21 protein-coding genes, 1 tRNA gene and 1 pseudogene are annotated in these 23,494 nt (G+C 57.7%); 14 read left to right on the top strand and 9 right to left on the bottom strand.

The annotated features are described in order from the left end of the window. The first annotated feature begins 21 nt into the window (after positions 1-21). Both CI070_RS09560 and CI070_RS09550 read left to right on the top strand, forming a co-directional pair. On the top strand, positions 22-2,409 hold the full coding sequence (locus CI070_RS09560; RefSeq protein ID WP_143245495.1) for an LPS-assembly protein LptD: 2,388 nt from the start codon (positions 22-24) through the stop codon (positions 2,407-2,409). A gap of 212 nt (positions 2,410-2,621) precedes the next feature. Beyond that, positions 2,622-3,263: an NAD(P)H-dependent oxidoreductase gene (locus CI070_RS09550; protein ID WP_094135340.1), complete on the top strand. Its 642-nt coding sequence runs from the start codon at positions 2,622-2,624 to the stop codon at positions 3,261-3,263. Between the two features lie 13 nt (positions 3,264-3,276). On the opposite strand, the gene CI070_RS09545 is transcribed toward CI070_RS09550, so the two are convergent. Next, on the bottom strand, positions 3,277-4,053 hold the full coding sequence (locus CI070_RS09545; RefSeq protein ID WP_094135401.1) for an RluA family pseudouridine synthase: 777 nt from the start codon (positions 4,051-4,053) through the stop codon (positions 3,277-3,279). Positions 4,054-4,067: 14 nt separating this feature from the next. Beyond that, entirely contained in the window at positions 4,068-4,760 is a 693-nt protein-coding gene (locus tag CI070_RS09540) for a pseudouridine synthase (RefSeq protein WP_094135339.1), read from the bottom strand. Between the two features lie 135 nt (positions 4,761-4,895). Here CI070_RS09540 and CI070_RS09535 point away from each other — a divergent pair, with 135 nt between their 5' ends. Further along, entirely contained in the window at positions 4,896-6,278 is a 1,383-nt protein-coding gene (locus CI070_RS09535; protein ID WP_094135338.1) for a tetratricopeptide repeat protein, read from the top strand. Between the two features lie 130 nt (positions 6,279-6,408). Next, a pseudogene (locus tag CI070_RS09530) lies at positions 6,409-6,925 on the top strand (adenylate kinase). A 570-nt stretch (positions 6,926-7,495) separates the two neighbouring features. Here CI070_RS09530 and CI070_RS09520 read toward each other — a convergent pair. Continuing rightward, positions 7,496-7,572, bottom strand: a tRNA-Pro gene (locus CI070_RS09520). A gap of 102 nt (positions 7,573-7,674) precedes the next feature. Here CI070_RS09520 and argC point away from each other — a divergent pair. Genes argC through CI070_RS09505 form a run of 3 tightly spaced genes read left to right on the top strand, consistent with a single transcriptional unit; the run spans position 7,675 to position 10,517 of the window. After that, positions 7,675-8,718 carry an N-acetyl-gamma-glutamyl-phosphate reductase gene (gene argC, locus CI070_RS09515; protein ID WP_094135336.1) on the top strand — a complete coding sequence of 348 codons (1,044 nt, stop codon included), beginning with the start codon at positions 7,675-7,677 and terminating at the stop codon, positions 8,716-8,718. Positions 8,719-8,727: 9 nt separating this feature from the next. Then, a complete protein-coding gene (gene argJ / locus CI070_RS09510) occupies positions 8,728-10,005 on the top strand; it encodes a bifunctional glutamate N-acetyltransferase/amino-acid acetyltransferase ArgJ (protein ID WP_256943507.1) in 1,278 nt (425 codons plus the stop codon). An 11-nt stretch (positions 10,006-10,016) separates the two neighbouring features. Beyond that, positions 10,017-10,517, top strand: a complete 501-nt coding sequence (locus CI070_RS09505; protein ID WP_256943506.1) for a YkgJ family cysteine cluster protein — start codon at positions 10,017-10,019, stop codon at positions 10,515-10,517. A 129-nt stretch (positions 10,518-10,646) separates the two neighbouring features. Here the strand turns inward: CI070_RS09505 and CI070_RS09500 are convergent, their stop codons facing one another. From CI070_RS09500 to CI070_RS09480, 5 genes are all read right to left on the bottom strand, one after another. Continuing rightward, a complete protein-coding gene (locus tag CI070_RS09500; protein WP_179218285.1) occupies positions 10,647-11,789 on the bottom strand; it encodes a tetratricopeptide repeat protein in 1,143 nt (380 codons plus the stop codon). Positions 11,790-11,920: 131 nt separating this feature from the next. Next, positions 11,921-12,946: a hypothetical protein gene (locus tag CI070_RS09495; RefSeq protein ID WP_094135333.1), complete on the bottom strand. Its 1,026-nt coding sequence runs from the start codon at positions 12,944-12,946 to the stop codon at positions 11,921-11,923. Between the two features lie 170 nt (positions 12,947-13,116). Then, on the bottom strand, positions 13,117-15,618 hold the full coding sequence (locus CI070_RS09490) for an excinuclease ABC subunit UvrA (protein ID WP_094135332.1): 2,502 nt from the start codon (positions 15,616-15,618) through the stop codon (positions 13,117-13,119). Position 15,619: 1 nt separating this feature from the next. Next, complete coding sequence (locus CI070_RS09485) at positions 15,620-16,258, bottom strand: polymer-forming cytoskeletal protein (RefSeq protein ID WP_094135331.1); 639 nt, start codon at positions 16,256-16,258, stop codon at positions 15,620-15,622. A 70-nt stretch (positions 16,259-16,328) separates the two neighbouring features. Continuing rightward, the gene (locus CI070_RS09480) at positions 16,329-16,916 is read right to left on the bottom strand and encodes a bactofilin family protein (protein WP_256943505.1); all 588 of its coding nucleotides are present in this window, start codon (positions 16,914-16,916) and stop codon (positions 16,329-16,331) included. A 210-nt stretch (positions 16,917-17,126) separates the two neighbouring features. Between CI070_RS09480 and CI070_RS09475 the strand changes: the two genes are divergently transcribed. Then, entirely contained in the window at positions 17,127-18,140 is a 1,014-nt protein-coding gene (locus CI070_RS09475) for a hypothetical protein (protein WP_143245494.1), read from the top strand. 49 nt (positions 18,141-18,189) lie between these two features. Here the strand turns inward: CI070_RS09475 and CI070_RS09470 are convergent, their stop codons facing one another. Then, positions 18,190-18,570, bottom strand: a complete 381-nt coding sequence (locus CI070_RS09470) for a hypothetical protein (protein WP_143245493.1) — start codon at positions 18,568-18,570, stop codon at positions 18,190-18,192. A gap of 202 nt (positions 18,571-18,772) precedes the next feature. Here CI070_RS09470 and hisA point away from each other — a divergent pair, with 202 nt between their 5' ends. The 6 genes from hisA to CI070_RS09440 all read left to right on the top strand — a co-directional run bounded on the left by hisA (position 18,773) and on the right by CI070_RS09440 (position 23,489). After that, positions 18,773-19,558 (top strand): phosphoribosylformimino-5-aminoimidazole carboxamide ribotide isomerase, encoded by a 786-nt coding sequence (gene hisA, locus CI070_RS09465; protein WP_094135328.1) that lies wholly within the window; start codon positions 18,773-18,775, stop codon positions 19,556-19,558. Beyond that, positions 19,555-19,845, top strand: coding sequence for a DUF167 domain-containing protein (locus CI070_RS09460; RefSeq protein WP_094135327.1), 291 nt, complete (start codon positions 19,555-19,557; stop codon positions 19,843-19,845). The genes hisA and CI070_RS09460 overlap by 4 nt, the downstream gene beginning before the upstream one ends. Positions 19,846-19,979: 134 nt before the next feature. Next, positions 19,980-20,534 (top strand): nucleotide exchange factor GrpE, encoded by a 555-nt coding sequence (locus CI070_RS09455; RefSeq protein WP_094135326.1) that lies wholly within the window; start codon positions 19,980-19,982, stop codon positions 20,532-20,534. A gap of 23 nt (positions 20,535-20,557) precedes the next feature. Beyond that, the gene (gene dnaJ, locus CI070_RS09450; protein WP_094135325.1) at positions 20,558-21,715 is read left to right on the top strand and encodes a molecular chaperone DnaJ; all 1,158 of its coding nucleotides are present in this window, start codon (positions 20,558-20,560) and stop codon (positions 21,713-21,715) included. A 22-nt stretch (positions 21,716-21,737) separates the two neighbouring features. Beyond that, a complete protein-coding gene (locus CI070_RS09445) occupies positions 21,738-22,475 on the top strand; it encodes a 16S rRNA (uracil(1498)-N(3))-methyltransferase (RefSeq protein ID WP_094135324.1) in 738 nt (245 codons plus the stop codon). A 21-nt stretch (positions 22,476-22,496) separates the two neighbouring features. Next, positions 22,497-23,489, top strand: a complete 993-nt coding sequence (locus CI070_RS09440; RefSeq protein WP_094135323.1) for an HAD hydrolase-like protein — start codon at positions 22,497-22,499, stop codon at positions 23,487-23,489. Positions 23,490-23,494: the final 5 nt, after the last annotated feature.

Below are 23,494 nucleotides of genomic sequence, written 5' to 3'. Positions count from 1 at the left end.
ATAGTGTTCTGTGGGCTAGTCATGATTGGGATGCTTGCAAAGCTATGGGGTGCAGCGGCTCTGGTTGCCGGGGCTTCCCTGTTTGCAGAGACGGCTGCGGAGCGGCCGCCCGCCCCTTCCGCTGAACCCGGGCAGGAAGGTGCCGGGGGGAAAATGGCGGGCAATCTGTTTTCCGGCGCTTTCATGCCGCAGATTCCCTCCAATATCTCCATCACCAATGACGGAGCCGTCAGGGTGGAGGATTCCCGGAAGGTCATTTTTGAAGGACCGCGCATCCACATGGTTACGGATACCGGGGTGGAGGTTTTTGCGGATTATGCCCAGGCGGATATGGATCAGGGCAAGGTGTTTCTGAAAGGGAACCTGTCCATTTACCAGAGTGACGGCAGGACGAGGACCAACAGCCTGGTGCGCGCCGACAGCGCGGAGTTTGACTGGGAGAACGAAGTGCTTCTTACGGAGGCCATCCGTGCGAAGATGGAGGGATTGATTCTGCGCAGCGGAAAGTTTGAATCCCGGAAGGATGCCGCCGGCAACACTTACCTGGAAGCCCGCAATGCCTCCGTCACGGCGGAAGACGTCAGCGAGCCTCTCACCTGGATTTCCGCGGACAGGATACGCGTGTATCCGGAAGACAGGTTTTCTTTCAAGAACCTGACCCTTTATTACGGAGGCGTTCCCTTCTTTTATTTCCCCTATCTCAGCCATTCCCTTAATCCGGAAGTCGGTTACCTTCCCATTCCCGGCATGCGCTCTATCTGGGGGCCTTACCTCCTGAATGAATACGGGTTCCTGATGGGGAAAAAATGGTCGGACAACGGCATGCCTTCCGCGGATTATCTGGGAACCCTGCATGCAGATTACCGCATCCGGCGCGGCTTCGCCTACGGATTGGACATCCGCGACGTGCTGCTGGAAAAGGATTGTCCGGACATGACGGGGCTGTCCTTTTACAAAACCCATGACAAAGGGGTGAAAATCAATGCCGGTGATGATGAGTACCGCGAGCATCTGGATCCGGACCGGTGGAGGTTCGCGCTTCAGCAGATGTGGACCCACCGGGTAAATCTCCGTACGGACTGGCAGTTGAAGGCCAACATCAACATGCTGAGCGACGAGTACATGCTCCGCGATTTTTATCCGGAAATTTATCAGCGCAATTCTTCTCCGGATAACACGGTGCTTCTTTCCCGCACGGACGATACGAATGATTTTTCCCTGCTGCAGCGTTTTGTCCCCAATAATTTTTACATAGCGGATCAGCGGACGGAGTTCAGTTATGAGCGCATCAAGTCTCCCATATTCCGTTCCCCCGTCATGTATGAAAGCCGCACCAGTTTCGCTTTCCTCAAGCAATACGTTCCTCCGTTCATGCGGACGGAAATCCGGAACATGCTGGACGGGATGGATCCCGGAACTTCTTCCTATGATTACTGGGCCCGAATGCTGATGACGGACAGCTACAGCAGGTTCCACTCCTTCCATGAGATTTCCGTCTCCAGGAAAATCATGGGGTTCCTGAACCTGACCCCCAAAATGGGCGGGGGCTATACGGGATATTACGGCGTGGAGGACTACAAACCGCTCAATCAGGGAATTTTTTACGCCGGGGCGGACGCTGATTTCAAATTCTCCCGCCGTTATTCTTCCGTCTATAGCGATTCCTTTGGACTGAACGGCATGAATCATATCGTTCAGCCCCACTTTACGCTGGCGTATGTCAAAACCAACCGCCTGAGCGAGCTTTATCCCCAGATTGACGGCGATACCCCCACGACCAATCCCCCGTCCTTGAGCATAGGCAGGTACACGGAGATCGACTCCCTGTCCACGGGGCTCGTGTTCCGGTATGGATTGCGCAATATGCTGATGACCAGCCGGGACGCCAATTCCCACCGCTGGTTTTCCTGGGATGTGTTCATGGATGCCTATCTGTATAATCCCGTTAACCAGCGGGATTTTTCCAACCTTTTTTCGTTCATGCGCTGGAATCCCGTTCCCTGGATGGAATACCGGTCGGAAATGCAGGCTCCCGTTTTGGGGAAGGACAAGATTTCCGGCTGCCATGAATATAACAACTCCCTGCGTTTCATGCCGTGGCGTTCCACGGAGTTCATAGTGGGGCACCGTTATTTGAACCAGCATTCCCTTCTGGAGGACAACAGCCAGCTGGATTTGCGCATTTTGCAGCGTTTTTCGGAAGCCTGGGCTTTCAGCGGCAAGTGGCGTTTTTCCCTGCTGGACGGCAAGATGGACATTCAGGAATATAATGTGTACCACAATATGGGGTCCTGGTATTTGGGCGTAGGCGCTTTCGTCCGCAAGAACGGGAATAAAAACGAATTCGGGCTGGGCATCAGCTTCACCATCCAGCAGACCGGGGATTATATGCCGGTCAAATTCCTTTGATGCCCGGAAAGCCGCGCGATTGGCGGGATGGGGAGCGGAGCTGTTTCCGGCGTGCCGGACAGGAAGAAGGGCGGGGCCGGCAGGGAGCCGCTGCCGCGCTTGTGCCGGAACCTTGGCTTGCATTCCGGCAGGGAACGGGGAAAATGCCAGGGCATGGAGCAAGCTGCGGGGAAATGCCGCCCGGCTTCCTGCATGAAACATCATACACGAATATGAACGCTCAGGAATTGATCGAGACGCTGGAATGGCGTTACGCCACCAAGGTATTCAATCCGGACCGCCGCATTCCGGCGGAAGACTGGGAAGCCCTTCTGGAATCCCTGCATTTGAGTCCTTCCTCTCTGGGGCTTCAGATGTGGAAGTTCCTTGACGTCCGGGATCCCTCCGTGCGTTCCCGGCTTAGGGAGGTTTCATGGGGACAGCCCCAGGTTACGGACGCTTCCCATCTGGTGGTTTTCTGTGCCCGCAGGGACTTCAAGCCGGAAGACGTGCAGCGTTATCTGGAACGTATCGTGGAAGTGCGCGGTGTCACCATGGATTCCCTGGACCAGTACCGCGCCCGCATTTTTGAACTGGTGGGTTCCAAGTCTCCGGAAGCGCTGAAAGCCTGGCTGGAACGGCAGGTGTACATTGCCCTCGGGTTCATGATGAGCTGTGCCGCGGATCTCCGCGTGGACACTTGCGCGCTGGAAGGGATGGATCCGCTTGCCTATGACCGTGTTCTTCATCTGGAAAATTCCCCTTATTACACGCTTTGCGCCCTGGCCCTGGGTTACCGGAATGAAGAGGCGGATAAGTACGCCCGCCTGGCGAAAGTGCGTTTTGACCGGGATGAGGTCATTCCGGTCATCTGACGGAGTTTTTTTGCTAATCCCCGGTTTCAAGCAGCAGCCGCATGTCTTCCGGCAGGGGGGCTTCCGCGGTGAAGGTTTCTTCATCAAACGGAAATTCCAGCCGGCAGGCATGCAGCGCATGGCGCGGCAGAACCAGCCGTTCCTCCAACTCCCGGCTCCATCCATGCTGGATGTATTCCAGATAGCAATGTTCGGAGGGGCCGTAAATTTTGTCACCCAGGATGGGATGTCCCAGGTGTGCCAGATGCACGCGTATCTGGTGCATGCGTCCCGTTTCCGGAATGCACCGGACCAGCGCCAGGGGGCCCCGGCGTGTGTTCCACGTCCGTTCTTTCCGGAAAACGGTAGTGCATGCTTTGCCGGCTGGATGCACGGCCTGTTTGACCCATATGCGGCTTTCCGCCACTTCCCCCTGTCTTAAAATGGGGGCGGCGCATGCTGTTTCCGTCCATTCAGGCCATCCTTGCACGATCGCCAGATATTCCTTGTGCATCAGACGCCGCTGCATGGCTCTTCCCAGCTCCCTGGCCGCTCTTTTGTTTTTAGAAATCAGCGTCAGGCCGCTGGTTTCCCGGTCCAACCTGTTGACCAGGGAAAGGGCGGCTCCGTTGGCTATTTCGTAGCTTAGCAGGGCTTCCACCCCTTCCAGAAGGTTGGGTTCCTTTTTCCCGTTGGACGGGTGGACGATGAGGGGCGCCCCCTTGTCCACCACAATCCAGTCCCCGGATTCCGCCGCTACCTCAAAGTGCGGAAAACAGGCAATCGGCGCGTCGGAAATAGGGAGCCACATGGCGGACGGGAGGATTACAGCGCCTCCGGACGGATGGGCGCCCATTCCCCCGGTTTCAGGTTCAGGCTATCCAGATGCAGAGAGCCGATGGAAACGCGGCACAGAGATAAGACGGGAGCGCCTGCGGCGGCCAGCATGCGGCGGACCTGGTGGTATTTCCCTTCCGTAAGCGTCAGCCGGGCAAGCCGCGGCTCCCGGATTTCCAACAGGGCGGGGGCGCAGGGGCGAGCCTCCCCGTTCAGCGTGAGAGTTCCGGAGGCGAACAGCTCTACGGCTTCTATAGGGATATCCTTCTCCGTGACGGCTTCATAAACCTTGGCGACGTGATGGCGGGGGGAGGTCATGCGGTGGATGAATTTTCCATCATCCGTGAGGAGCAGCAGACCGGAAGTTTCCTTGTCCAGCCGTCCTACGGAAGAGACCGCAGGGTTTCTGTTCCGCCACCGGAAGGGCAGCAGATCGTAAATCAAATCCCCCTCACCGTCGTCATGGCTGCATGTGTACCCTTCAGGTTTGTAAAGGGCGGCGTACAGGCCGTCCGGGAATTCTACAGGTTCTCCGTCCAGCAGGATGCCTTCCGCCTGCACCTTGTCCGTGGGCGCGGAGCATGGTTTTCCTTTGAATGTAACGGAGTGGCGTTTGATCCAACCCGGCGCTTCCCGCCTGGAACAATATCCGTAACGGGATAAAAGAGCATCCAGTCTCATACGGCGTATTTTTTCCTAACGGGAACAAAAAACAAGGTTGAAGTATGCCTCCCCGGCTGATACCATTGAACCATTACATGCAGGGCCGCCCTGTTGGGGCGCTGCCATTATTCCCATTTACGCTTATATAGTTCCATGATTGAAACGATTACAGAAGAACAGTTGACTCCCCAGCAGGCCGAATTTTGGGTGCGCGCCCGCCAGGCGGTGGACATGAACAATTATCCTTATGCCGTCAGTCTGCTCAAGGCCCTGGTAAAGCAGCTCCCCGGCTTTCTGGAAGGACGCAAGGCGTTGCGCGCCTGTGAAATCAAATTGAATCCGGAGGCCAAGAGAGGAGGCCTGTTCAGCGGCATGAAAATCAGCACCAGCAAGCTCACTTCTTCCAAAAAAGACGCGGCTACCCAGCTTTCCGCGCTGGAAGACGAATTGGAACATGATCCTTACAGCATTCCGGTCAACGAGGCCCTGTTCATGGCTGCCATGGAAGTGGATTTTCCGGACTTGGCCGCTTTTGCTCTGGAGACCGTCCGCCAGGGGCACCCGGGCAATAAGAAAATGCTCCATATGCTGGCCTCCCATTACGTTTCCCGGGATATGCCGGCCCAGGCTGCGGAGGTGTACCATGACCTTGTAAAGCTGGATCCTACGGACAGTGTGGCCGTGAAGAGTGAAAAGGACTGCATGGCACGCGCCACGATGCAGCAGCAAAAGTGGGAGGAAGCCAAAAGCTTCCGGGACGTGATGAAGAACTCATCCGAAACGAACACCCTGGACAAGAGCGACAAGAAAGGACTCACCCGTGCGGAACTGGAAGAGCGCCTGGGGCTTCTCTCCGCCCGTTACGCCCAGAACCAGCAGGATCTGGCCGTCGTGCGCGACATTGCCGGCGTTTATGAACAAATGGAAGACTGGGCGAATGCCTATTCCTTCTATAATTACGCGTTCAGCCTCAGCAATAATGATATTTCCCTGGAAAACAAGGCCTCGGAAATGAATGAACGCTGCCGCAAGGCCCAGGTGGAGGAAATCCGCCGCCGTGCTGCCGCGGAGCCGGATAATAAGGAACTTCAGGAACAGCTGGCCCAGTTCAGCAAGGAGGCCGCGGAACAGCAGGTGGCCTTGTGCCGCCAGCGCGTGGAAAACAACCCCACGGATCCGCAGACCCGTTTTGAACTGGGGCAGGCCCTCTTCGACTGCGGCAATTACACGGAAGCCATTCCGGAACTCCAGCGCGCCCGCAACAATCCCCATATCCGCATCCGCGCCATGCTGTTGCTTGGCAAGTGTTATGACGCCAAGAACATGCATGATATGGCTCTGCGCCAGCTGGAGGAAGCCAATAAGGAATTAATAGAAATGAATGACACCAAGAAGGAAATCCTCTACATGATCGGCCTGCTTTATGAAAAACAGGGCAAGAAGGGGGAATCCCTGGCTGCATTCCAGCAGATTTACGATGCCGAGTACGGCTACCGCGACGTAGCCCGGCGCGTGGAATCCTCTTACGGCAATTAAGGCGGTTTTCATCCCGCGCCCGTAATGGGACGCCATGCTCAAAGCCTTTGCCGGAACCGGCAAAGGCTTTGTTGTTGGAAGGTTATGACAGATTGTTTTTTCTTATGAAACATGAATGATTAATGTTTTTATGATTCTTCTGATTGGCGGCGGCACGCATACCGGGAAAACGCTTGCGGCGCAGCGGGTGCTTGAAAAATATTCCTATCCCTATTTGTCCATTGACCATTTAAAGATGGGGTTGATACGCAGCGGAATGTGTCCCCTTTCTCCTGAGAGCCCCGATGAAGAGCTGACCCCCTTCCTCTGGGGCATGATCAGGGAAATTGTAAAGACCGCGATTGAAAACGGTCAGAATTTAGTGGTGGAAGGTTGCTATATTCCCTTTGACTGGAAAAAGGATTTTACGCAAGCCTGCCGGGAACAGATACGGTATGTATGCCTGATTTTTTCAGAGAATTATATTCAAGGGCATTATCATGATATCCTGAATTGATGAGAATGCGATTGAAAAGCGTGTGGAGAATGCTGCCTTGACACGGGAAGAGTTGCTGCGTGAAAACAGGGATAATCTTGAAAAATGCAGGTCCTACGGCTGTGACTATCTGTTGATTGACGAGCCTTACAATGTGGAGATCGTGTTGTAGAGAACAGAGGTTTCAAATTGTTCCGGGGAAGGAAAAAGGATGTTATGCCGGATTGCTTTGTTCATAGGGACAGGCGGTAAGGGGCCGTGTAATGCGCCAAGACCTCTGATAGAACTATGCCGGGTATCTTAATAACTTGTCCAGCCGCCCGCTCCGTGCAGGGTGTTTGCATCGGCTTTGCCCGGCCAGCAGGCCATTTCTGGCCACTGCCTCGTATCTTTCCCTGGTAGCCTCGTTATGAACGCCTGTATCCTGTCATTGAGCATCCATCGCATCTTTAACGCCCTCTCGCTGGACGGTTGGGAATCCGGTTTTGGACTGCCCGTAGTCACCATCGCAAACCTGGTCGCATCATTTTCGGCGTTCACCGTCTGACCATCCATTCCCGCAACGCATACATGCAGCCGTATGCAAATGGGGTAATCAATGGATTCGAAATACTGACGCATACCCATCCCTTGCCATTTCTGCGGCCCACAATACGGCATTTTTCATTTTGACGTGTGGCTGTTTTAACAACAGGGGAAAATAAAAACCGCTGTAAGCGTTTCAGCTTACAGCGGTTAAAAATGGTCGGGTTGACAGGATTCGAACCTGCGACCCCCTGCACCCCATGCAGGTGCGCTACCAGACTGCGCTACAACCCGATGAACTCGGACCGACCGGGGTCGTGTCTCGTGACGGCGAGGTGTATATAGGAAAACTTTAGTGTTGGCAAGAGTCTTTTTTCATAGCATACCTTTTTTGTCATGAAGCAAGTTCAAGTTGCAGTCGTCGGAGCCAGTGGCTACACCGGGCAGGAGTTGTTGCGCATCCTTTTGAACCATCGCGGCGTGAAGCTGGTATGCGCTACTTCCCGCCAGTATGCCGGGCAGCCGTTGTGGGAGGTTTTTCCCCGTTTTCGGCAGGTTCCGGGTTCCGACCTGAAGTTTACGGATTCCGATGTGGAAGCGATTGCCGCCACTGGGGCGGAGGTCGCTTTTCTGGCCCTGCCTCATGGCGTGGCCGCTTCCTATGCCCGCGGTCTGGTGGACCGGGGCGTGCGCGTGATTGACCTGAGCGCGGATTTCCGTCTGGACAGCCCGGAGGTGTACGAAGAGTATTACGGGAACCCCCACCCGGACACTGCCCTGATGCAGGAGGCCGTGTACGGCTTGCCGGAGTGGCGCCGGGAGGAGATTGCCCGGGCGCGCATTGTGGCTTCTCCCGGCTGCTATCCCACCAGCATTCTTTTGCCTCTCATTCCCTTGTTCAAGGCGGGCATGCTGGAGCCGGAGGACGTGGTGGTCTGTTCCGGCAGCGGCGTGAGCGGAGCGGGGCGCAAGGCGTCCATTCCGCTGCTGTTCTGCGAGTGCAATGAGAGTTTTCATGCCTACGGAGTGCCGAAACACCGCCATTTGAGTGAAATTGAACAGGAGCTTTCCCATGCCGCGGGGGAAACGGTGGTGATGTCCTTTACCCCCCATTTGATTCCCGTTAATACGGGCATCTGCTCCACGATTACGGCCAAAGTGAAAAAGGGGGCGGACCCCGAATGCGTCGGCCGCCTGCTGGAAGAAGCTTATGCCGCGGCCCCGTTCGTCCGCCTTCTGGGGCGCAACCAGCCTGCGGATACCAAGAATGTAACGCGGACGAACTGCGTGGACATTGGCTGGGCTTATGATCCCCGCACGAACCGAGTGATTCTGATGAGCGCGGAGGATAATGTGGTGAAGGGTGCAGGGGGCCAGGCCGTTCAGTCCTTCAATATCATGTGCGGATTTGATGAAACGGAAGGCTTGTGGGTTCTGTAGCTTTTTGATATGTTGAAAGACACTTTCAAGACGATGAATGATTCATCCTATATTCCGGTTGACGGGGGCGTTTGCGCGCCCCGGGGATTTTTGGGGAGCGCCGTAAGCTGCGGCATCAAGAAGCCTACGGCCACGCGTCTGGACCTGGCCCTGATTTATTCCACGGAACCCTGCGTGTCCGCAGGAACGTTTACGACCAACCGCGTGCAGGCCGCCTGCGTGAAGGTGAGCCGGGAGCATCTCCGGAAAGGAAATATCCGCGCCATCGTGGCGAACAGCGGGAACGCGAACGCCTGTACCGGTACCCGGGGTGTGGAGGACGCCAGGGGCGAATGCCGCAGCGTTGCGGAGCTTCTGGGGCTGGAGCCTGCAGAAGTGGCCGTATGTTCCACCGGCGTGATTGGCCTGCCAATGCCTATGATGCGCATTTATCCGAAGTTCCCGGAGTTGGCGGAGGGTCTTTCCCGCGACAAGGGGCATGAGGTAGCCCAGGCCGTGATGACCAGCGATACGAAGGAGAAAATCATCGCCATTGAATTTGTGGTGCAGGGCAAACCCGTGCGCATCGGCGCCTGCTGCAAGGGGGCTGGCATGATCAATCCCTGCATGGCGACCATGTTGTGCTTTATCACGACGGATGCGGGCGTTTCCCGCGATGTGCTGGAGCTGTGCGTGCAGTCCGGAGTGAAGAGTTCTTTTAACTGCATCACCATTGACGGAGACATGAGCACGAATGACACGGTTCTGGTGATGGCGAACGGGGCGTCCGGCGTGAAGCTGGAAACTCCGGAAGATATTTACGCTTTCCAGCAGGCTTTGGCCCATGTGATGCTGGAACTGGCCAAGCACATCGTGCAGGACGGAGAGCGGGTGACCAAGTTCGTCACCGTGCATGTGACGGGAGGCCGCACGGAGGATGAAGCGAAAAAAGCGGCGGAAGCCGTAGCCAAGTCTTCCCTGGTGAAGAGTTCCTGGAACGGGAACGATCCCAACTGGGGGCGCATTATTCATGCTGTGGGCTACTGCGGAGCAAAGGTGGACGAAGAGAAGATAGACATCGACATCGCCGGTTTGGCCGCCTGCCGCGGCGGCGTGCAGGCGGATACTCCGTCCGACGATTTGCGGCAGGCCGTGCAGGTTCCCGCGTTCCAGGTGGATATCAATTTGAATCGGGGCGAGTTTTCCCATACGGTGTATACCACGGATTTGTCTCCGGAATACGTGGATTTCAACCGTTCCGAGTATGCGTACTGGAACCAGGCGAAGGCGGACGGCCTGACCTGTTAACCGGTTCAGTCATGGCGCGTGGCAAATGCCGCCAGGGAAAGGCGGGGGGAATGGTTCCCTCCGCCGGGGTGTTGATGGAGGTGCGGCGCCTTCTGGATGAAGGCGCTTTCCGCGCTTCCCGCGTCCAGCGTTTCTGTACCGGCGCTGCGGATTGCTGCCGGTTCCGCCTGACCGGGGAGACGCCGCATGTAACGCTGGGTGAGGCATGGGTGGCCTGGAAGGCGTGGCGCGCTTCCGGACGCACCCGGCTGGAGCTGTCACCGGACGGGAGCTGCCCTTTTTTAAGCGGGCAGGGAAGATGCATGATTTATGAAGGCAGGCCGTTAGCGTGCCGCACTCATTTCTGCGTGCCGGCCGGGGGCGCCTTGCCCCGCCGGGAGGTCATTGACCTGATTCATGCGCTGGAAGATATTGACGCCGCGCTGGGCGGCGATGGCGCGTCCCGGCTTCCGGAAGCCGTGGAACGGTTGTCCCGAAAAGGCCCGGCGGACGGAAGGAAGAGGCGGCGATGACGATCCGGGGTTTTGACGGCTGTCAGGTATCTATTTCCGGGCGGGGACATGTTTTCCCGCGTGTGTTGATGACCGGATCCAGGCCAAGGAGATGGGATTTCCCGGGGAGGGAGGCAGGAAAACGACTTTTCAGCCCTCTGAGTCCGTTTTTTTCTCTTTTTCCTGTTTGGAAGCCAGATGGCGCAGGGCGCTGGCGGCCTTTTTGTTGCCGTGCTGGACGGCTTTCAGATACCATTCTTCCGCCTGTTTGTCGTCCTGCTCAATGCCGTAGCCGTGGGCGTAACAGTTGCCCACATTGAACATGGCTGTGGCGTTGCCTTGTTCCGCCGCCTTAAGATACCATTTCAGGGCTTCTTCCCGGTTGACGGGCGTTCCCTTTCCGTTCAGATGGCACCACCCCAGGTTGAGCTGGGCGGTGGTATGCCCCTGTTCGGCGGCTTTAGTGTACCAGTGGACGGCTTTGGCCATGTCCACTTCCATGCCCCGGCCGTTGCCGTAGCACCATCCCAGCGTGTATTGAGCCGTAATCTGCCCCTGTAGGGCTGATTTGTGATACCATACCAGCGCTTTGTCCAGATCCGGCTTTACGCCGAAACCGTTTTCATAGCACCAGCCCAGATTGTATTGGGCTGTAGCGTGGTTCTGCATGGCGGCTTCCTCATACCAGTAAGCGGCTTTCTGCGGGTCTTTTGGGGTTCCGCTTCCGTTGCCATAGCACCAGGCCAGGTTATACTGGGCGCGGGGGTCTCCCTGTTCCGCAGCCTGCTTGTACCAGTATACGGCTTGTTCCCAGTTTTTCCGGCTGGGGCTGTTGGCGTAAATCCAGCCGAGGTTGAGCTGGGCTACCGCGTGGCCCTGTTCCGCCGCTTTTTTGTACCAGACGATGGCCTGTTGTTCGTCTTTTTCCACGCCCAGGCCGTTGATGTAGCAGAAACCAAGGTCGAATTGCGCGGTGGGATGCCCCTGTTCGGCTGCTTTCCGGTACCAGTAAAAGGCTTTGCCGTTGTCCTGAGGGGCGCCGATGCCGTTGGAATAAGCCCATCCCAGGTTGAGCTGGGCGGTAACGTGGCCCAGTTCCGCCGCCTGCTGATAGCAGTAAAAAGCTTCCTGCTGGTTTTCCGCCACTCCGCGCCCCTGTTCGTAGTTGATCGCCAGCTGGAACAGTGCCTGCGCGTCTCCTTGCAGAGCTATTTGCTGAAGGGTTTCTATGTCGACGGAATAGATGGAGACGGTGTTTTCCTGCTCACCGTGGTTGTGGGAAGCGTCATTCATTTCACAGGTAACCGCACCGGGGAACAACTGGGACAATTTTCGCTCTCCTGAACTTGTGCGCTTGCCGATTCTGCACATTTCCCCCATAAGAATCAAGACCCGTTTTTACGAGGGCCGGAGTTCGGAAAGCGTTACCGTCCAGTAAGCCTGCGACGGGACAGGGCAAGGAATGAACCGCAGAGGAAGAGGATTCCGGCGCCGGGTTCCGGGACTCTCAGGTCCCCCAGCGGAGCGGTGAAGCTCTGTATTTCTCCCAGGCGGATGCCCGTCAGTCCCGCTTCGTCGTAGTTATAATTATACACGTCGTTTTCTCCATCCAGGCTGGTCAGATAAATGTCGCAGTGGGAGGAGCCGTATTCGTCCGTATAGTCGTTCACGACTACTTTCTGGCGGAACATTTCCACAGCGTAGTCGTCCGAGTCCGTCAGGTAGATAATCAGATTGCCGTCTTTGTCCGTGTCGTAGCCCCACATGGTGATGGCGTGGCCTCTTCCTTCTTCCCCGACGGTCAGCGTGGTTCCCCAGTTTTTGTTGATGCTGTTTGTCAGTTTCTGGTAAACGCCGCTTCTGGTGTCTCCGTCCCAGAAGCTGTATGCGGAAAATAAGGGGTTGTCAACAGCTCCTCCGCTTGAGGACTGCTGGACTGTCAGTCCCAGCTCTTTCCAGTATCCTCCGGGAGCTGTCGTCGTAGAAAGACTTGGATAGGCGGTGGTATCCAGCATCCCGCCGTTGACCCACCAGTTGTAGGCCTGTTCCACGGAGCCTCCGCTGTTTGTCCAGTTCGTGGAGATGGTTTGGTAAATGGCCAGCTGGGCGACCTGCGGCATGACATCGTAAGTGGCGGATTTCCCGTTGGGCGTGGTGGATTTCAGGTCGCTTCTGGTATCCTGCCACCATTGGAGAACGTTGGAGGCTGCCGCCGCCCAGCAGATATTCTGGTCATAAGGAAGGTACAGCCATTCTGTGGGCCGTGCGGAAACCGGAGGATTTAACGGGTTGGTGGGGTGGGGCTTGGTCCCCCATGTCCATTTGGTTTTTTTATTGCAATCATACCATCCTCCGGATTCGGAGACATTTTCAAGGAATACGGGCGCGGCATGAAGCGTTCCGGGAAGGAACAACGCTGCCAGAGCCGAAGAGAGGAAACGGAGAGTCATAGGAAAAAGGAATACGTAACTCCTTTTTTTGGTGAAAAAACAGGGAGGTCGTCAAGATAATAAATAGGGAAAGGGGGAGAATAGACCCCGGAGAAGCGGAATTTTTTGAAGACGCCGGGAACGGAACGCCGGCGGCTGGGATGGGTGGCTGATTTCCTGCTCTGCCGTTGTTAACGGGGGACGAGCCAGGGTGAAGTGGGCGCTTCCGGATTGGACGCTACATCTGCGGGGGTGCCCTCGGCTACGATATTGCCGCCGTGCCTGCCGGCTCCGGGGCCCATGTCCACCAGGTAGTCCGCGGCATTGAGCAGGTCCTTGTGGTGTTCCACGCAGAGAATGGTGTGCCCGGCATCCCTCAGGCGGAAAAGGGCTGCCAGGAGAAGGGCCACTTCATTGAAGTGAAGGCCGCTGGTAGGTTCGTCCAGAATGAACAGGGCCCTTTTCCCGTCTTCCGCCAGTTTCCATGCCGGGGCTTTGGCCAGTTCCGCAGCTATTTTTATGCGCTGGGATTCTCCGCCGGAAAGGGTGTGCGCCCTGCGGTTGAGATGGAGGTATCCCAGCCCTACGTCCTGCATGCTTTTCAGGATGGCGGCGGCTCTGGGCAGGGAGGAAAAGAAGTCCGCCGCTTCGTCCACGGTCAGGGCCAGCGCCTGGGCAATGGATTTCCCTTTCCAGGTGACTTCCAGCGTTTCCCTGTTGTAGCATTGCCCGTGGCAGGCGTCGCAGGGCATGGCCACATTTCCCAGGAAGTTCATGTCCACTTCAATCATGCCCGTTCCCTGGCACCGTTCACAACGGCCTCCGCGAATGTTGGGGGAAAAGCGCGCCGCCGTATATCCCCTCTGTTTGGAAAGGGGGAGCTGTGCGTAAAGGGGGCGCAGCACCTGGAGCAGGCCGGTAGCGGTGGACGGCGTGGAACGCGGCGTTTTGCCGATGGGCGACTGGTCGATGACGACAAGGCGGTTGAAGTGCTCCGTTCCCTGCACGCGGCGCGGAATATCCTTTTTCCCGGATAGGGCTTGCCTGACCGCGGGGATGAGACACTCCCGGACGAGAGTGGATTTCCCTGAACCGGAAGGGCCGGAGATGCAGGTCAATGTACCAACCGGGATACTCAGAGTGACATTGTTGAGGTTGTGCTTGTCCGCTCCGGTCAGGACCAGACGCTCCGCAGGAGCCGTCTTGTGTCCGGAGGCGGGCATGCTTCGCTTGCCTGAAAGCCATTCCCCGGTGGGGCTCCCGGCATTTTCCAGTATTTCCGCAAGAGAGCCCTGCGCCAGAATACGACCTCCGTTGGTTCCGGCTCCGGGGCCCATGTCCACCAGGTAATCCGCCGCGGTTAGAATTTGCTCATCATGTTCTACGACCAGCACCGTGTTACCCTGGTTCCGGAGCGTCCGGAGAGCACGGAGCAGGCGCTCCGTATCGGCGGGGTGCAGTCCGGCCGTGGGTTCGTCCAGGATGTAAAGAACTCCGGAAAGGCCGCCTCCCAGCTGGGAAGCCAGGCGCGCCCTCTGCAGTTCGCCTCCGGAAAGGGTGTTTGCCTGGCGGTCCAGAGACAGGTAGGAGAGCCCCAGCTCATTCAGGAAGCGCACGCGTTTGTTGATTTCCTCCATGAGCGGGTTTAGTGCCGCCGCCAGGGAAGGAGGCGTTTTCAGGCGTTCCAGTTCTCCGGCCATATCTTCCAGCGGAAGAGCCGTCAGTTCCGCCAGATTGTAGGCCCGGTCCGGCGCAGACATGGTGACGGCCAGGGCCAGAGGGGAAAGGCGCTTGCCTCCGCAGGCGCGGCACGGGCCGTTTTCCTGTTCATTCAGGCCGGTTCCCCGGCAGGAGGGGCATGCTCCCAGCGGGGAGTTGAAGGAAAAATGACGGGGAGTAAGCTGGGGCAGAAGGAAGCCTGTTTCCGGATTGCGGTAGCGGGTGTGGAAGGCCCGGATTGAAGCTTCCTCTCCCTGTATGGTGATGATGGCCCGCACCTCGTCCGGATTGATACGGAGAGCCGTTTGCAGGGAATCCGCAATGCGCGATGCCGTATTTTCCCCTCTGACGATGAGGCGGTCAATGACCAGGGCCGCGTCCGGAGGCGGGGGGGCGGGGGAGCTTATTTCTTCAATATCCCGCATTTCTCCGTTCCAGTAAACCCGTAGGAAGCCCTGCCGCTGGAAGTCGCCAAGCGTTGCTGCGGGGTCCTGGGACAGCAGGTTTTCCGCCGGAGCGGCCAGAACCAGGCGCGTGTGTTCCGGCAGGGAAACGAGTTCCTCCGTAATCCGGTCCGGGCTTTTGCGTTCCAGTTCCTTTCCTGTCTCCGGGTCATGGGGCGTGCCGGCGGCTGCGTAAAGGATGCGCAGGTAGTCCAGAATTTCCGTGATGCTCCCCAGCAGGGTGCGGGAGCTCTGCTGCCTGGCGGATTGCTCCAGGCACAGGGCCGGGGGCAGCCCGGTAATGCTGTCCACTTCCGGTTTTTCCGGTTGATCCATGCCCTGTCTGGAGCGTGCCGACAGGCAGTCCAGAAAACGCCTGCGGGATTCGGAAAAAAGCGTATCAAACGCCAGGGATGATTTTCCGGAGCCGGAGGGGCCGCAAAATGCGATGAGCTTGTTGGACGGAAGGTCCAGATCCAGATCCCGGAGGTTGTGTTGGCGCGCGCCGCGGATGGAGATGGGAAGATTCATGTTATGCAAGGCGTGTAAAGGCTCCCTGGTGTGAGCCGCCTTCCTCAATGATGAGACGGCGCGCCGTGATATCTCCCAGGAATTTGGCGTGCCGGTGGATGGTGACGGTTTCATCCGCCGTCAGCGTTCCTTCCAGAGAACCCTGTATCCAGATGTTCTCCACGCGGATGGTGCCTGTGACCAGCACCGTCGTCTTTTTTTCCACCACCATCCTGCGGGCGGAGATGGAACCGGAGATGTGCTGGTCCGTTTTGATTTTGCAGACGCCGCGGCACAGGAAATCACCGGATGCCCTGCCGTATAAGACCAGATCGCGGCATTCGATGTTCAGCCCTTTCAGGTCTGCATTGGCCTGTACTGTAACGCTTCCGCAGGTCTGCACCTTGGTCCGGTGCGTTCTGCTGTGTAAAATGACGTCGTCCAGTTTGATATACGCGGAGCAGTGGCCGCACCTGGCGGAAACTGCCGTGGCGGGGACGGAAGTGATTTTGCGGCAGGAGAAGCATTCCACTTCCCGGGCTGGCGCCGGGCTGCTTTCCGCAGTTGGCGGGAGTGTCCAGGGCGGAGCCGGAGAAGGGTGGCTGATTTTTCCGGAGGGCGCGGCGCTGGTCCGGGGAACGGGATGGAAGGAAAAGTTCATGGAACAAAGAGGGCGGCAAAAGAACGGTCTGTTCTTTTGCCGCCCCGGAGAATGGCAGACGGAGAGTTTTTTATTCCGCGTCAATATCCAGCGTGCTCTGGCTGGCCGGAGCGGGGGATTCCGGCTCCGGAGCAAAGGTCTGGACGGAAGCCGCCTTCTTGGCGGCGGAGATTCCTGTGGCGCCTACCGTGGGTGCGCCTACGGTAGAATGCCCGATGAAGATGGCTCCGCCTTCAATAGCCAGGGAGGCTGCCTGGATATCCCCTACGAGTTCCGCCGTGCTTTTCAGTTCCACGCGGTCCGTGACCGTTACATTGCCGATGACCTTGCCGTGGATGATGACGGACTTGGTGTTGATTTCCGCCCTGATGACGGCGTTCTGGCCTACGGAAAGTACCCCTTCGGAGGAAATGTCGCCTTCCACGGTGCCGTCAATCAGCAGGTCGTCGGAAAAGCGCAGGGAACCGATTACCTCCACATCGGAGTTCAGCACATTGCGGGTCAGCTGCTGGACGCGGGTGGTGGGGGCGTAGGAAGGAGCGGCTTCCGCAACCGGTTCGGGGATATCCTGGCTCTTGGCTACATCCATCCAGCTGGGGGTGGATTCAGGATTTTTATTGCCCTTGGGGGCGGGAACGGTGGTGAATGATCCAAACATGGCGTTAAAAAGAGGGGGGATGAAAGGTAAGGTGGGAGCTCTTGAAACTCGTCCGGTTTAATGTACATCACCCACATGTGGATGTGAAACAATTTTCTCCGGCAGGGATAAAAAAATGTGTCTGTTTTTTATCGTTGCGTTGCCTTGGGCGTTCCGGTAGTGTTTGACCATCTTTTCGCGATTGTTTTCTGTGGATATTTCCGTTTTAAAATGAGTGATTTATTTGAAAAAAAGCCATTCCTTTGCCAGACCGTGCGCAGGAGCGGCGGAAAAGCGGGCTTTGCGCTGGGCCGTATTCTTGCCGTCATCTTTTTCATGATCGCGCTGGGAATGTTTTTCGGCGGTCTTTTCTTCTGGCTCCAGAAGCGCCAGGCATCCCTGGATTCCGGGGCGGCCGCGCGGATTTGCGCCACGCCGGAGATGCTGTCCGGAGAGTTGAAAGCCGCGCTGAAAGACAAGGTGGACTATAGTTTCTGGCCTCCCTGTCACGTTCCTCCGATGGAGAAGCAGGATCTGTTGCGCAACTGCCTGGCGGAAGCCCAGAAATACCTGAGCGCCGCGGATGTGGTTCAAAAGTCTTCTTTTGTGTGGAAGTCCCTGCAATCGCTTCCCTTGATGGTCAGGCATTACGCCGTGTCTCCGCCTGAGGCGATTGTCAGCAGGCCCAAGGGGCCTAAAAGCTTTGCCGTATTTGAGGTGGAGGGGCTTCCCTGCGCCCAGCTCCTAGTTGGCTTTGAAAAGACTCCCGATATGGAATTCTGTTTTTTCAAGGATGAACAGGATGGTTCCTGGAAGCTGGACTGGCAGCAGTTTGCCCGTTTTCAGCCGATGAACTGGGAGGATTTTGTACGTGGGAAAGGGGAGGACATCGCGGAATTCCGCGTATGGATGGTTCGGGAGCGCATGTCGGAAAATAAGGATGAGTACGCATTTAAGCTGATTGCTCCCGGAATGAACGGTTCCGAAGACCGCAGCATTGCCCGGCCCATGGTTTATGTCCCCAAAAAATCGGAAATGGGCAAGCGTTTGTTCATGTTGTTTAAAATCAATGAGGAGATGGAACATTCCCCATACCGGGTGTTAAATGCCAATGACGAGGCCGGCATGCTCCGCGCGCGGGTTCTTCTCTCCCGTAGCAAGGAGCCCAACAGCAAGGGGGAATATTCCTTTACGCTGGTCAGGCTGCTGGGAGAGGGCTGGTACGGCCTTTCTTTCCCGGAATAAAAACGGATTGAGCCGGTCTCCTGCTTTGCGGGGGATGAGCGTTGCGGTTTTACCGGTGGTGGAAACGGGGAGGGTGGCCTTCGTGAGGAGGCCTGGGTCGGTGGGGCCGGGAAGGGGGCGGACACGGCCTAAGGCGTGCGGCATGGTGTCCGCGGCAGACGCCCGCCGGCCAGAAAGGGCCGTGGTAATGCGGCCTGGGGTTCCATGCAGGAACATGGCAGCCGCGGTAGATGCCCCTGATGACGTAAATGGGGGCGCCTGCGGGGGTATAGGCGTAAATGGGCCGTCCGCATGGGGAATATCCCCAGATGGGGAATCCGGAGGGGTCATACAGGAAAACGGCTTGCCCTGCCGCAGGCATGCGGATTTCTCCATGCAGGTGAATCCCGGCTTCCGCAACGGGGGAGGAAAAGGCCAGGAGGGCAGACATGGCGCTTCCGGCGCAACAGAAAAGAAGGTATTTTCTGAAAGGGTTGTTTTTCATCGGTTTTTTGAATGGTGGTTGACGGCAGTTATCCGATAGAGCGGAGTCCCCGTCCCGTTTTGTGTAAATTTTCCAGTCCCGTTGTGCCGGGAGGGCGTGGGGGGAATACCGTCTTGACCTGGAGAGGCTCCCCGGGCAAAGTGACCGCGTGACGAAATTCAGACCATGCATTGATTTACACGACGGGCGAGTAAAGCAGATTGTGGGGGGCACCCTGACGCAGGACGGCGCCTCATTGCACACCAATTTCGTCTCCGACCGCGGCGCGGCATGGTATGCGGATTTGTACCGCAGGGACGGCCTGCGCGGCGGGCATGTGATCAAGCTGGGACCCGGGAACGACCTTGCGGCGCGGGAGGCTCTGGCGGCATGGCCGGGAGGTCTTCAGGTGGGCGGCGGCATGACGCCGGAGAACGCGGAGGAATGGATTTCCGCCGGGGCCAGCCATGTGATCGTTACCTCCTGCCTGTTTGATGCGGAGGGAACGCTGCGGATGGACAGGCTGAAGGATCTTGTGTCCGCCGTGGGCGCGGAGCGGCTGGTGCTGGATTTGAGCTGCCGAAGGGTGCAAGGGGGCTGGGCCGTGGCCATGAACCGGTGGCAGACCCTGACGGAACTCCGGGTAACGGCGGAGACGCTGGATGTCCTGGCGGAACATTGCGCGGAATTTCTTATCCATGCGGCGGATGTGGAAGGGCTCTGCACCGGCATTGACCGGGAACTGGTGAACATGCTGGGAAACTGGCGCCGCCTGCCCATGACGTATGCCGGAGGCATCAGCTGCATTCAGGATATTGACGAAATAGACGCTTTGAGCGGCGGAACCATGGATGCTACGGTGGGGAGCGCTTTGGATTTGTTCGGCGGCGGGTTGATCAGGTATGGGGACCTGGTGGCCAGGCAGCGCGGGAAGTCCCGTACGGAAACGGTATGAAACTGGCCCTGAAAGTTGTTCCCAACGCGAAGAAGAGCGAGGCCGTGGGGTGGGAGGATGATCCCCGTGCCGGCCGCGCGCTGAAGCTGCGCATTGCCGCGCCTCCCGTGGAAGGAAAAGCGAACAAGGCCGTCATCCTTTTCCTGTCCGCGTGGCTGGATATTCCCCGGTCCTCCGTCAGTCTGCTGCGCGGGGAGTCCTCCCGCCTGAAAGTGGTGGAACTGCCGGACGGATGCGAGGGAAAACTTGCCCGGCTGCTTTCTGATGCGGATGTTTCCGGCGTTTAGGGAAGCCGTGCGGAAGGCCGGCATTTTCTTTTCTGCGTAGATGGGTTGCATCAGGCGCGTCCATTACGCGTCAAACGTCATCCATGTCTTAGCACGCCGTTGACGCATCCGGTAAAAGAATTTACATTGCCCGCATGAGCGACGAAGAGAAAGAGAAAAACGCGGAAGCGGAAGAGCTGGAAGCGCAGGAACAGGCTCAGAATGCTCCTGCCGAGGGGAAGGAAGCGGAACCTTCCCTGGAAGAAGAATTGCTTAAATGGAGGGATGCCGCCATGCGCACCGCCGCGGAATATGATAACTACCGCAAGCGCATGGTGAAGGAAAAGGAAGAATGCGCCAAGTTCGCCAACCAGCGCCTGCTGGAAGAACTTCTTCCCGTCATTGATAATTTTGAAATGGGCATGGCCGCCGCCAGCGCAGATGCCTCCTCCATGATTTACATCGGCATGAGCATGGTGAAGAAGCAGCTGGACGAATTTCTCGCCGGCAATGGCGTGAGCGCCGTGGATCCTGTGGTGGGAAGCATGTTTGACCACGCCACGGAGGAGGCCCTTCAGCGGGAACCCTCCGACCAGCCGGAAGGCACCGTATTGCGCGTTATCCGCAAGGGGTATATGCTGAAGGACAGGCTCCTGCGCCCGGCGAACGTGGTTGTCGCCCATACTCCGGAACCCGAACCGCAAGTCTGACCGTTTTTTAACATTCACGCCACATGGCTAAAAAAGATTATTACGAGATTCTCGGCGTTTCCAAGGGCGCTACTGACGATGAGATTAAGAAGGCTTATCGCAAGCTGGCTTTAAAGTACCATCCGGACCGCAATCCGGACGACCCGTCCGCAGAAGAAAAGTTCAAGGAACTGGGAGAGGCCTATGAGGTGCTTTCCGATGCGGACAAGAGGGCTGCCTACGACCGCTTCGGCCATGCCGCCTTTGAACAGGGCGGTCCCGCTGCGGGCGGCGGTTATGCCGGGGGCGGGTTCCAGGACCCGATGGATATTTTCGCCCAGATGTTTTCCGGCATGGGCGGTTTTGCGGATATGTTCGGGGGCGCCGGCCGCGGCGGCCAGAAAAGGTCCACTAAAAGGCCCGGCTCCGATTTGCGCTATGACCTGGACATCACGCTGGAAGAGGCCGCGAAGGGCTGTACCAAGAAACTTGAAATTGAGCGTCTGGTGACTTGCAAGACCTGCCACGGCACCGGGGCCAGGGATGGAAAGGAAGCGTTCAAATCCTGTCCTACCTGCCAGGGGCGCGGCATCATTACCCAGCAGAGCGGCTTTTTTGTCCAGCAGTCCACCTGCCCCACCTGCCACGGCACCGGGGAAATCATCTCGGATCCATGCCCCGTCTGCCGCGGGGAAGGGCGCGTCAGGGAGGATTCCCACATCACCATCCGTATTCCTGCGGGCGTTGCCACGGGCAGCCAGCTCCGCATCGCCGGGGAAGGGGATGCGGGAGTGCATGGCGGCCCTACCGGGGATCTGCACGTGTTCATTGACGTCAAACCGCACGATATTTTCCAGAGGGAAGGCAATGACCTGAGCTGCACGGTTCCGGTGCCGCTTTCCCTGGCTGTCTCCGGCGGCAAGCTGAAGGTCCCCACGCTGGAAGGCGCGGCTACCATCAAGCTGCCGGAAGGAACGCAGAACGGCATGATCTTTCGTTTGCGCGGCAAGGGGGTAAAGGCCCTTCGCAGTTCGGACGTGGGGGATATGCTGGTGGAGGTGGAAGTGGAAATCCCCTCCCGGCTGACCAAGGAGCAGATGGATAAACTGAACGCGTTTGCTTCTGCTCTGGATGAAAATCGCAATCAGCCGGCTTGCGTGGAGTTTGCCGACAAGGCGGCGCGTTACCTGAAGAGCAAATAAGGTCCGTTTCCCTTTTTCAGACATGGCCCGCTTTTTTCTTCCGCCTTCCGAATGGGCTGCTTCCGCCTGGGAGCTGCGGGGGGATGAGGCGCACCATGCCGCCAAGGTTCTGCGTCTGAAGCAGGGTGACTCCTGCATCGTTTTTGACGGTTGCGGCCGTGCCGCCCGCGCTGTGGTGGCGGAACCGCCGCGCAGTTCCGGCGTGTTGCTGGTTCCGGGGGAGGAGTGTCCTCCTTCTCCCCCCGTGGCCCATTTGACGCTGTGCCAGGCTGTTCCCAAGGGCGCCAACATGGATCTCATTATTCAAAAGTCCGTGGAACTGGGTGTTTCTGCCATTATCCCGCTCGTGACGGATCGCACGATCGTGCGCCTGAATGCCCGGGAGGCTGAGGCCAAAAGGCAGAAATGGCAGCGCATTGCCCTGGAGGCCTGCAAGCAGTGCGGCCAGAACACGCTGCCTGAAGTGGCGCTTCCCGTTCCCTTCGCGGAATGGCTGCGCTGCGGAATTCCGGAAGGACTGAATATTATCGCCTCTCTGGTGCCCGGAGTGCGGCCGGTCAGGGAGGTGCTGGAGGCTGCCCGTTCCCGTTCCATTCGGCACGCTTCTCTGCTGGTGGGGCCGGAGGGCGATTTTACGGACCGGGAGACGGCCATGGCGTTGGAAGCGGGGTTTGCCCCTGTCACGCTTGGCCCTATCGTTCTTCGGGTGGAGACGGCTGCCTTTTTCGGCCTGGCCGCCATGCGGTACGCTCTGGACTAAGTTTTTTCCATACGCATTCCCATGTTCAAGAATATCATTTTCGACTGGTCCGGCACTTTGGTGGATGACCTGGCCCTGACGCTGGACGCCTCCAACTACGTCTTTTCCCAATACGGGAAACCCTGCATGAACAGGGACGAATTTCGCGCGGAATTCCAGCTCCCCTATCCGGACTATTATGCCCGGGTGCTGCCCCACGCGGATCTGGATGAACTGGAAGACCTTTTCCGGTACGCCTTCCGCGTTTCCAACGCTCCGGTGGAAGTGCTGCCAAATGCCCGGGAATTCCTGGAATTCTGCCGCGCGCGCGGCGTGCGCTGCTTTATTCTTACCAGCGTGGACGCCAAAGAGTTTGATATCCAATGCAGGGAACTGGGCATGATGGAATATTTTGAAGCCATTCACGCTGGCATCCGCCATAAGGATGCCCACATTCATACCCTGCTGGCCCAGCACGGGCTGCATGCCCATGAAACCGCATTTATCGGGGACATGCAGCATGATGTGGAAACGGCCCACCACGCAGGCATCACATCCATTGCCGTCCTGACCGGCTATAATGACGCTGCGCAGCTTTCCAAAGCCAAACCGGACATGATTGTTCCGGACCTGCTTGTTCTGCGCACGCTGATGCGCCGTTACGCGCTCCCTTCCGATACGCAGGATTCCATTAACATCAACGGTCTTGAACTGGATACCTTCATCGGCGTTCCGGACGAGGAGCGCGCTTCCATGCAGACCCTGAAAGCGGACATCACTTTTTATCCGGAGGAGGCCTTGTCCGGACTGAAGGATGATTTTTCCAGAACCGTCTGTTATGATTCCATGGCCCGTGCGCTCCGGGCGGAGGCCATGGCGCGCCCGCGCAAGCTGGTGGAAACGCTGGCGGAGGATATGGGAAACGTTTGCCTGAAGGAGTTCGGCGCGCGGCACGTGGTTGTTACTCTGCGCAAGTTCATCCTGCCGCGGACGGACAGCGTTTCCGTAACGGTGCATGTTTCCCGTCACCGGTAGGGAAG

The sequence above is a fragment of the Akkermansia muciniphila genome, from assembly GCF_900184965.1.
Taxonomy (GTDB): Bacteria; Verrucomicrobiota; Verrucomicrobiia; order Verrucomicrobiales; family Akkermansiaceae; genus Akkermansia; species Akkermansia muciniphila_A.
The sequence above is the reverse complement of the archived record's forward strand: the minus strand, read 5'-3'. Positions and strand labels throughout refer to the sequence as shown.

What these genes read in the sequence shown, in the direction of transcription:
- CI070_RS09475 (WP_143245494.1), top strand. Translation starts at nt 17,127, where the DNA reads ATGAGTGATTTATTTGAAAAAAAGCCATTCCTTTGCCAGACCGTGCGC.
- CI070_RS09505 (WP_256943506.1), top strand. Translation starts at nt 10,017, where the DNA reads ATGGCGCGTGGCAAATGCCGCCAGGGAAAGGCGGGGGGAATGGTTCCC.
- CI070_RS09480 (WP_256943505.1), bottom strand. Translation starts at nt 16,916, where the DNA reads ATGTTTGGATCATTCACCACCGTTCCCGCCCCCAAGGGCAATAAAAAT.
- CI070_RS09560 (WP_143245495.1), top strand. Translation starts at nt 22, where the DNA reads ATGATTGGGATGCTTGCAAAGCTATGGGGTGCAGCGGCTCTGGTTGCC.
- CI070_RS09495 (WP_094135333.1), bottom strand. Translation starts at nt 12,946, where the DNA reads ATGACTCTCCGTTTCCTCTCTTCGGCTCTGGCAGCGTTGTTCCTTCCC.
- argC (WP_094135336.1), top strand. Translation starts at nt 7,675, where the DNA reads ATGAAGCAAGTTCAAGTTGCAGTCGTCGGAGCCAGTGGCTACACCGGG.
- CI070_RS09500 (WP_179218285.1), bottom strand. Translation starts at nt 11,789, where the DNA reads ATGAATGACGCTTCCCACAACCACGGTGAGCAGGAAAACACCGTCTCC.
- CI070_RS09540 (WP_094135339.1), bottom strand. Translation starts at nt 4,760, where the DNA reads ATGAGACTGGATGCTCTTTTATCCCGTTACGGATATTGTTCCAGGCGG.
- CI070_RS09485 (WP_094135331.1), bottom strand. Translation starts at nt 16,258, where the DNA reads ATGAACTTTTCCTTCCATCCCGTTCCCCGGACCAGCGCCGCGCCCTCC.
- CI070_RS09545 (WP_094135401.1), bottom strand. Translation starts at nt 4,053, where the DNA reads ATGTGGCTCCCTATTTCCGACGCGCCGATTGCCTGTTTTCCGCACTTT.
- dnaJ (WP_094135325.1), top strand. Translation starts at nt 20,558, where the DNA reads ATGGCTAAAAAAGATTATTACGAGATTCTCGGCGTTTCCAAGGGCGCT.
- CI070_RS09440 (WP_094135323.1), top strand. Translation starts at nt 22,497, where the DNA reads ATGTTCAAGAATATCATTTTCGACTGGTCCGGCACTTTGGTGGATGAC.
- argJ (WP_256943507.1), top strand. Translation starts at nt 8,728, where the DNA reads ATGTTGAAAGACACTTTCAAGACGATGAATGATTCATCCTATATTCCG.
- CI070_RS09455 (WP_094135326.1), top strand. Translation starts at nt 19,980, where the DNA reads ATGAGCGACGAAGAGAAAGAGAAAAACGCGGAAGCGGAAGAGCTGGAA.
- CI070_RS09460 (WP_094135327.1), top strand. Translation starts at nt 19,555, where the DNA reads ATGAAACTGGCCCTGAAAGTTGTTCCCAACGCGAAGAAGAGCGAGGCC.
- CI070_RS09470 (WP_143245493.1), bottom strand. Translation starts at nt 18,570, where the DNA reads ATGTCTGCCCTCCTGGCCTTTTCCTCCCCCGTTGCGGAAGCCGGGATT.
- CI070_RS09535 (WP_094135338.1), top strand. Translation starts at nt 4,896, where the DNA reads ATGATTGAAACGATTACAGAAGAACAGTTGACTCCCCAGCAGGCCGAA.
- CI070_RS09550 (WP_094135340.1), top strand. Translation starts at nt 2,622, where the DNA reads ATGAACGCTCAGGAATTGATCGAGACGCTGGAATGGCGTTACGCCACC.
- CI070_RS09490 (WP_094135332.1), bottom strand. Translation starts at nt 15,618, where the DNA reads ATGAATCTTCCCATCTCCATCCGCGGCGCGCGCCAACACAACCTCCGG.
- CI070_RS09445 (WP_094135324.1), top strand. Translation starts at nt 21,738, where the DNA reads ATGGCCCGCTTTTTTCTTCCGCCTTCCGAATGGGCTGCTTCCGCCTGG.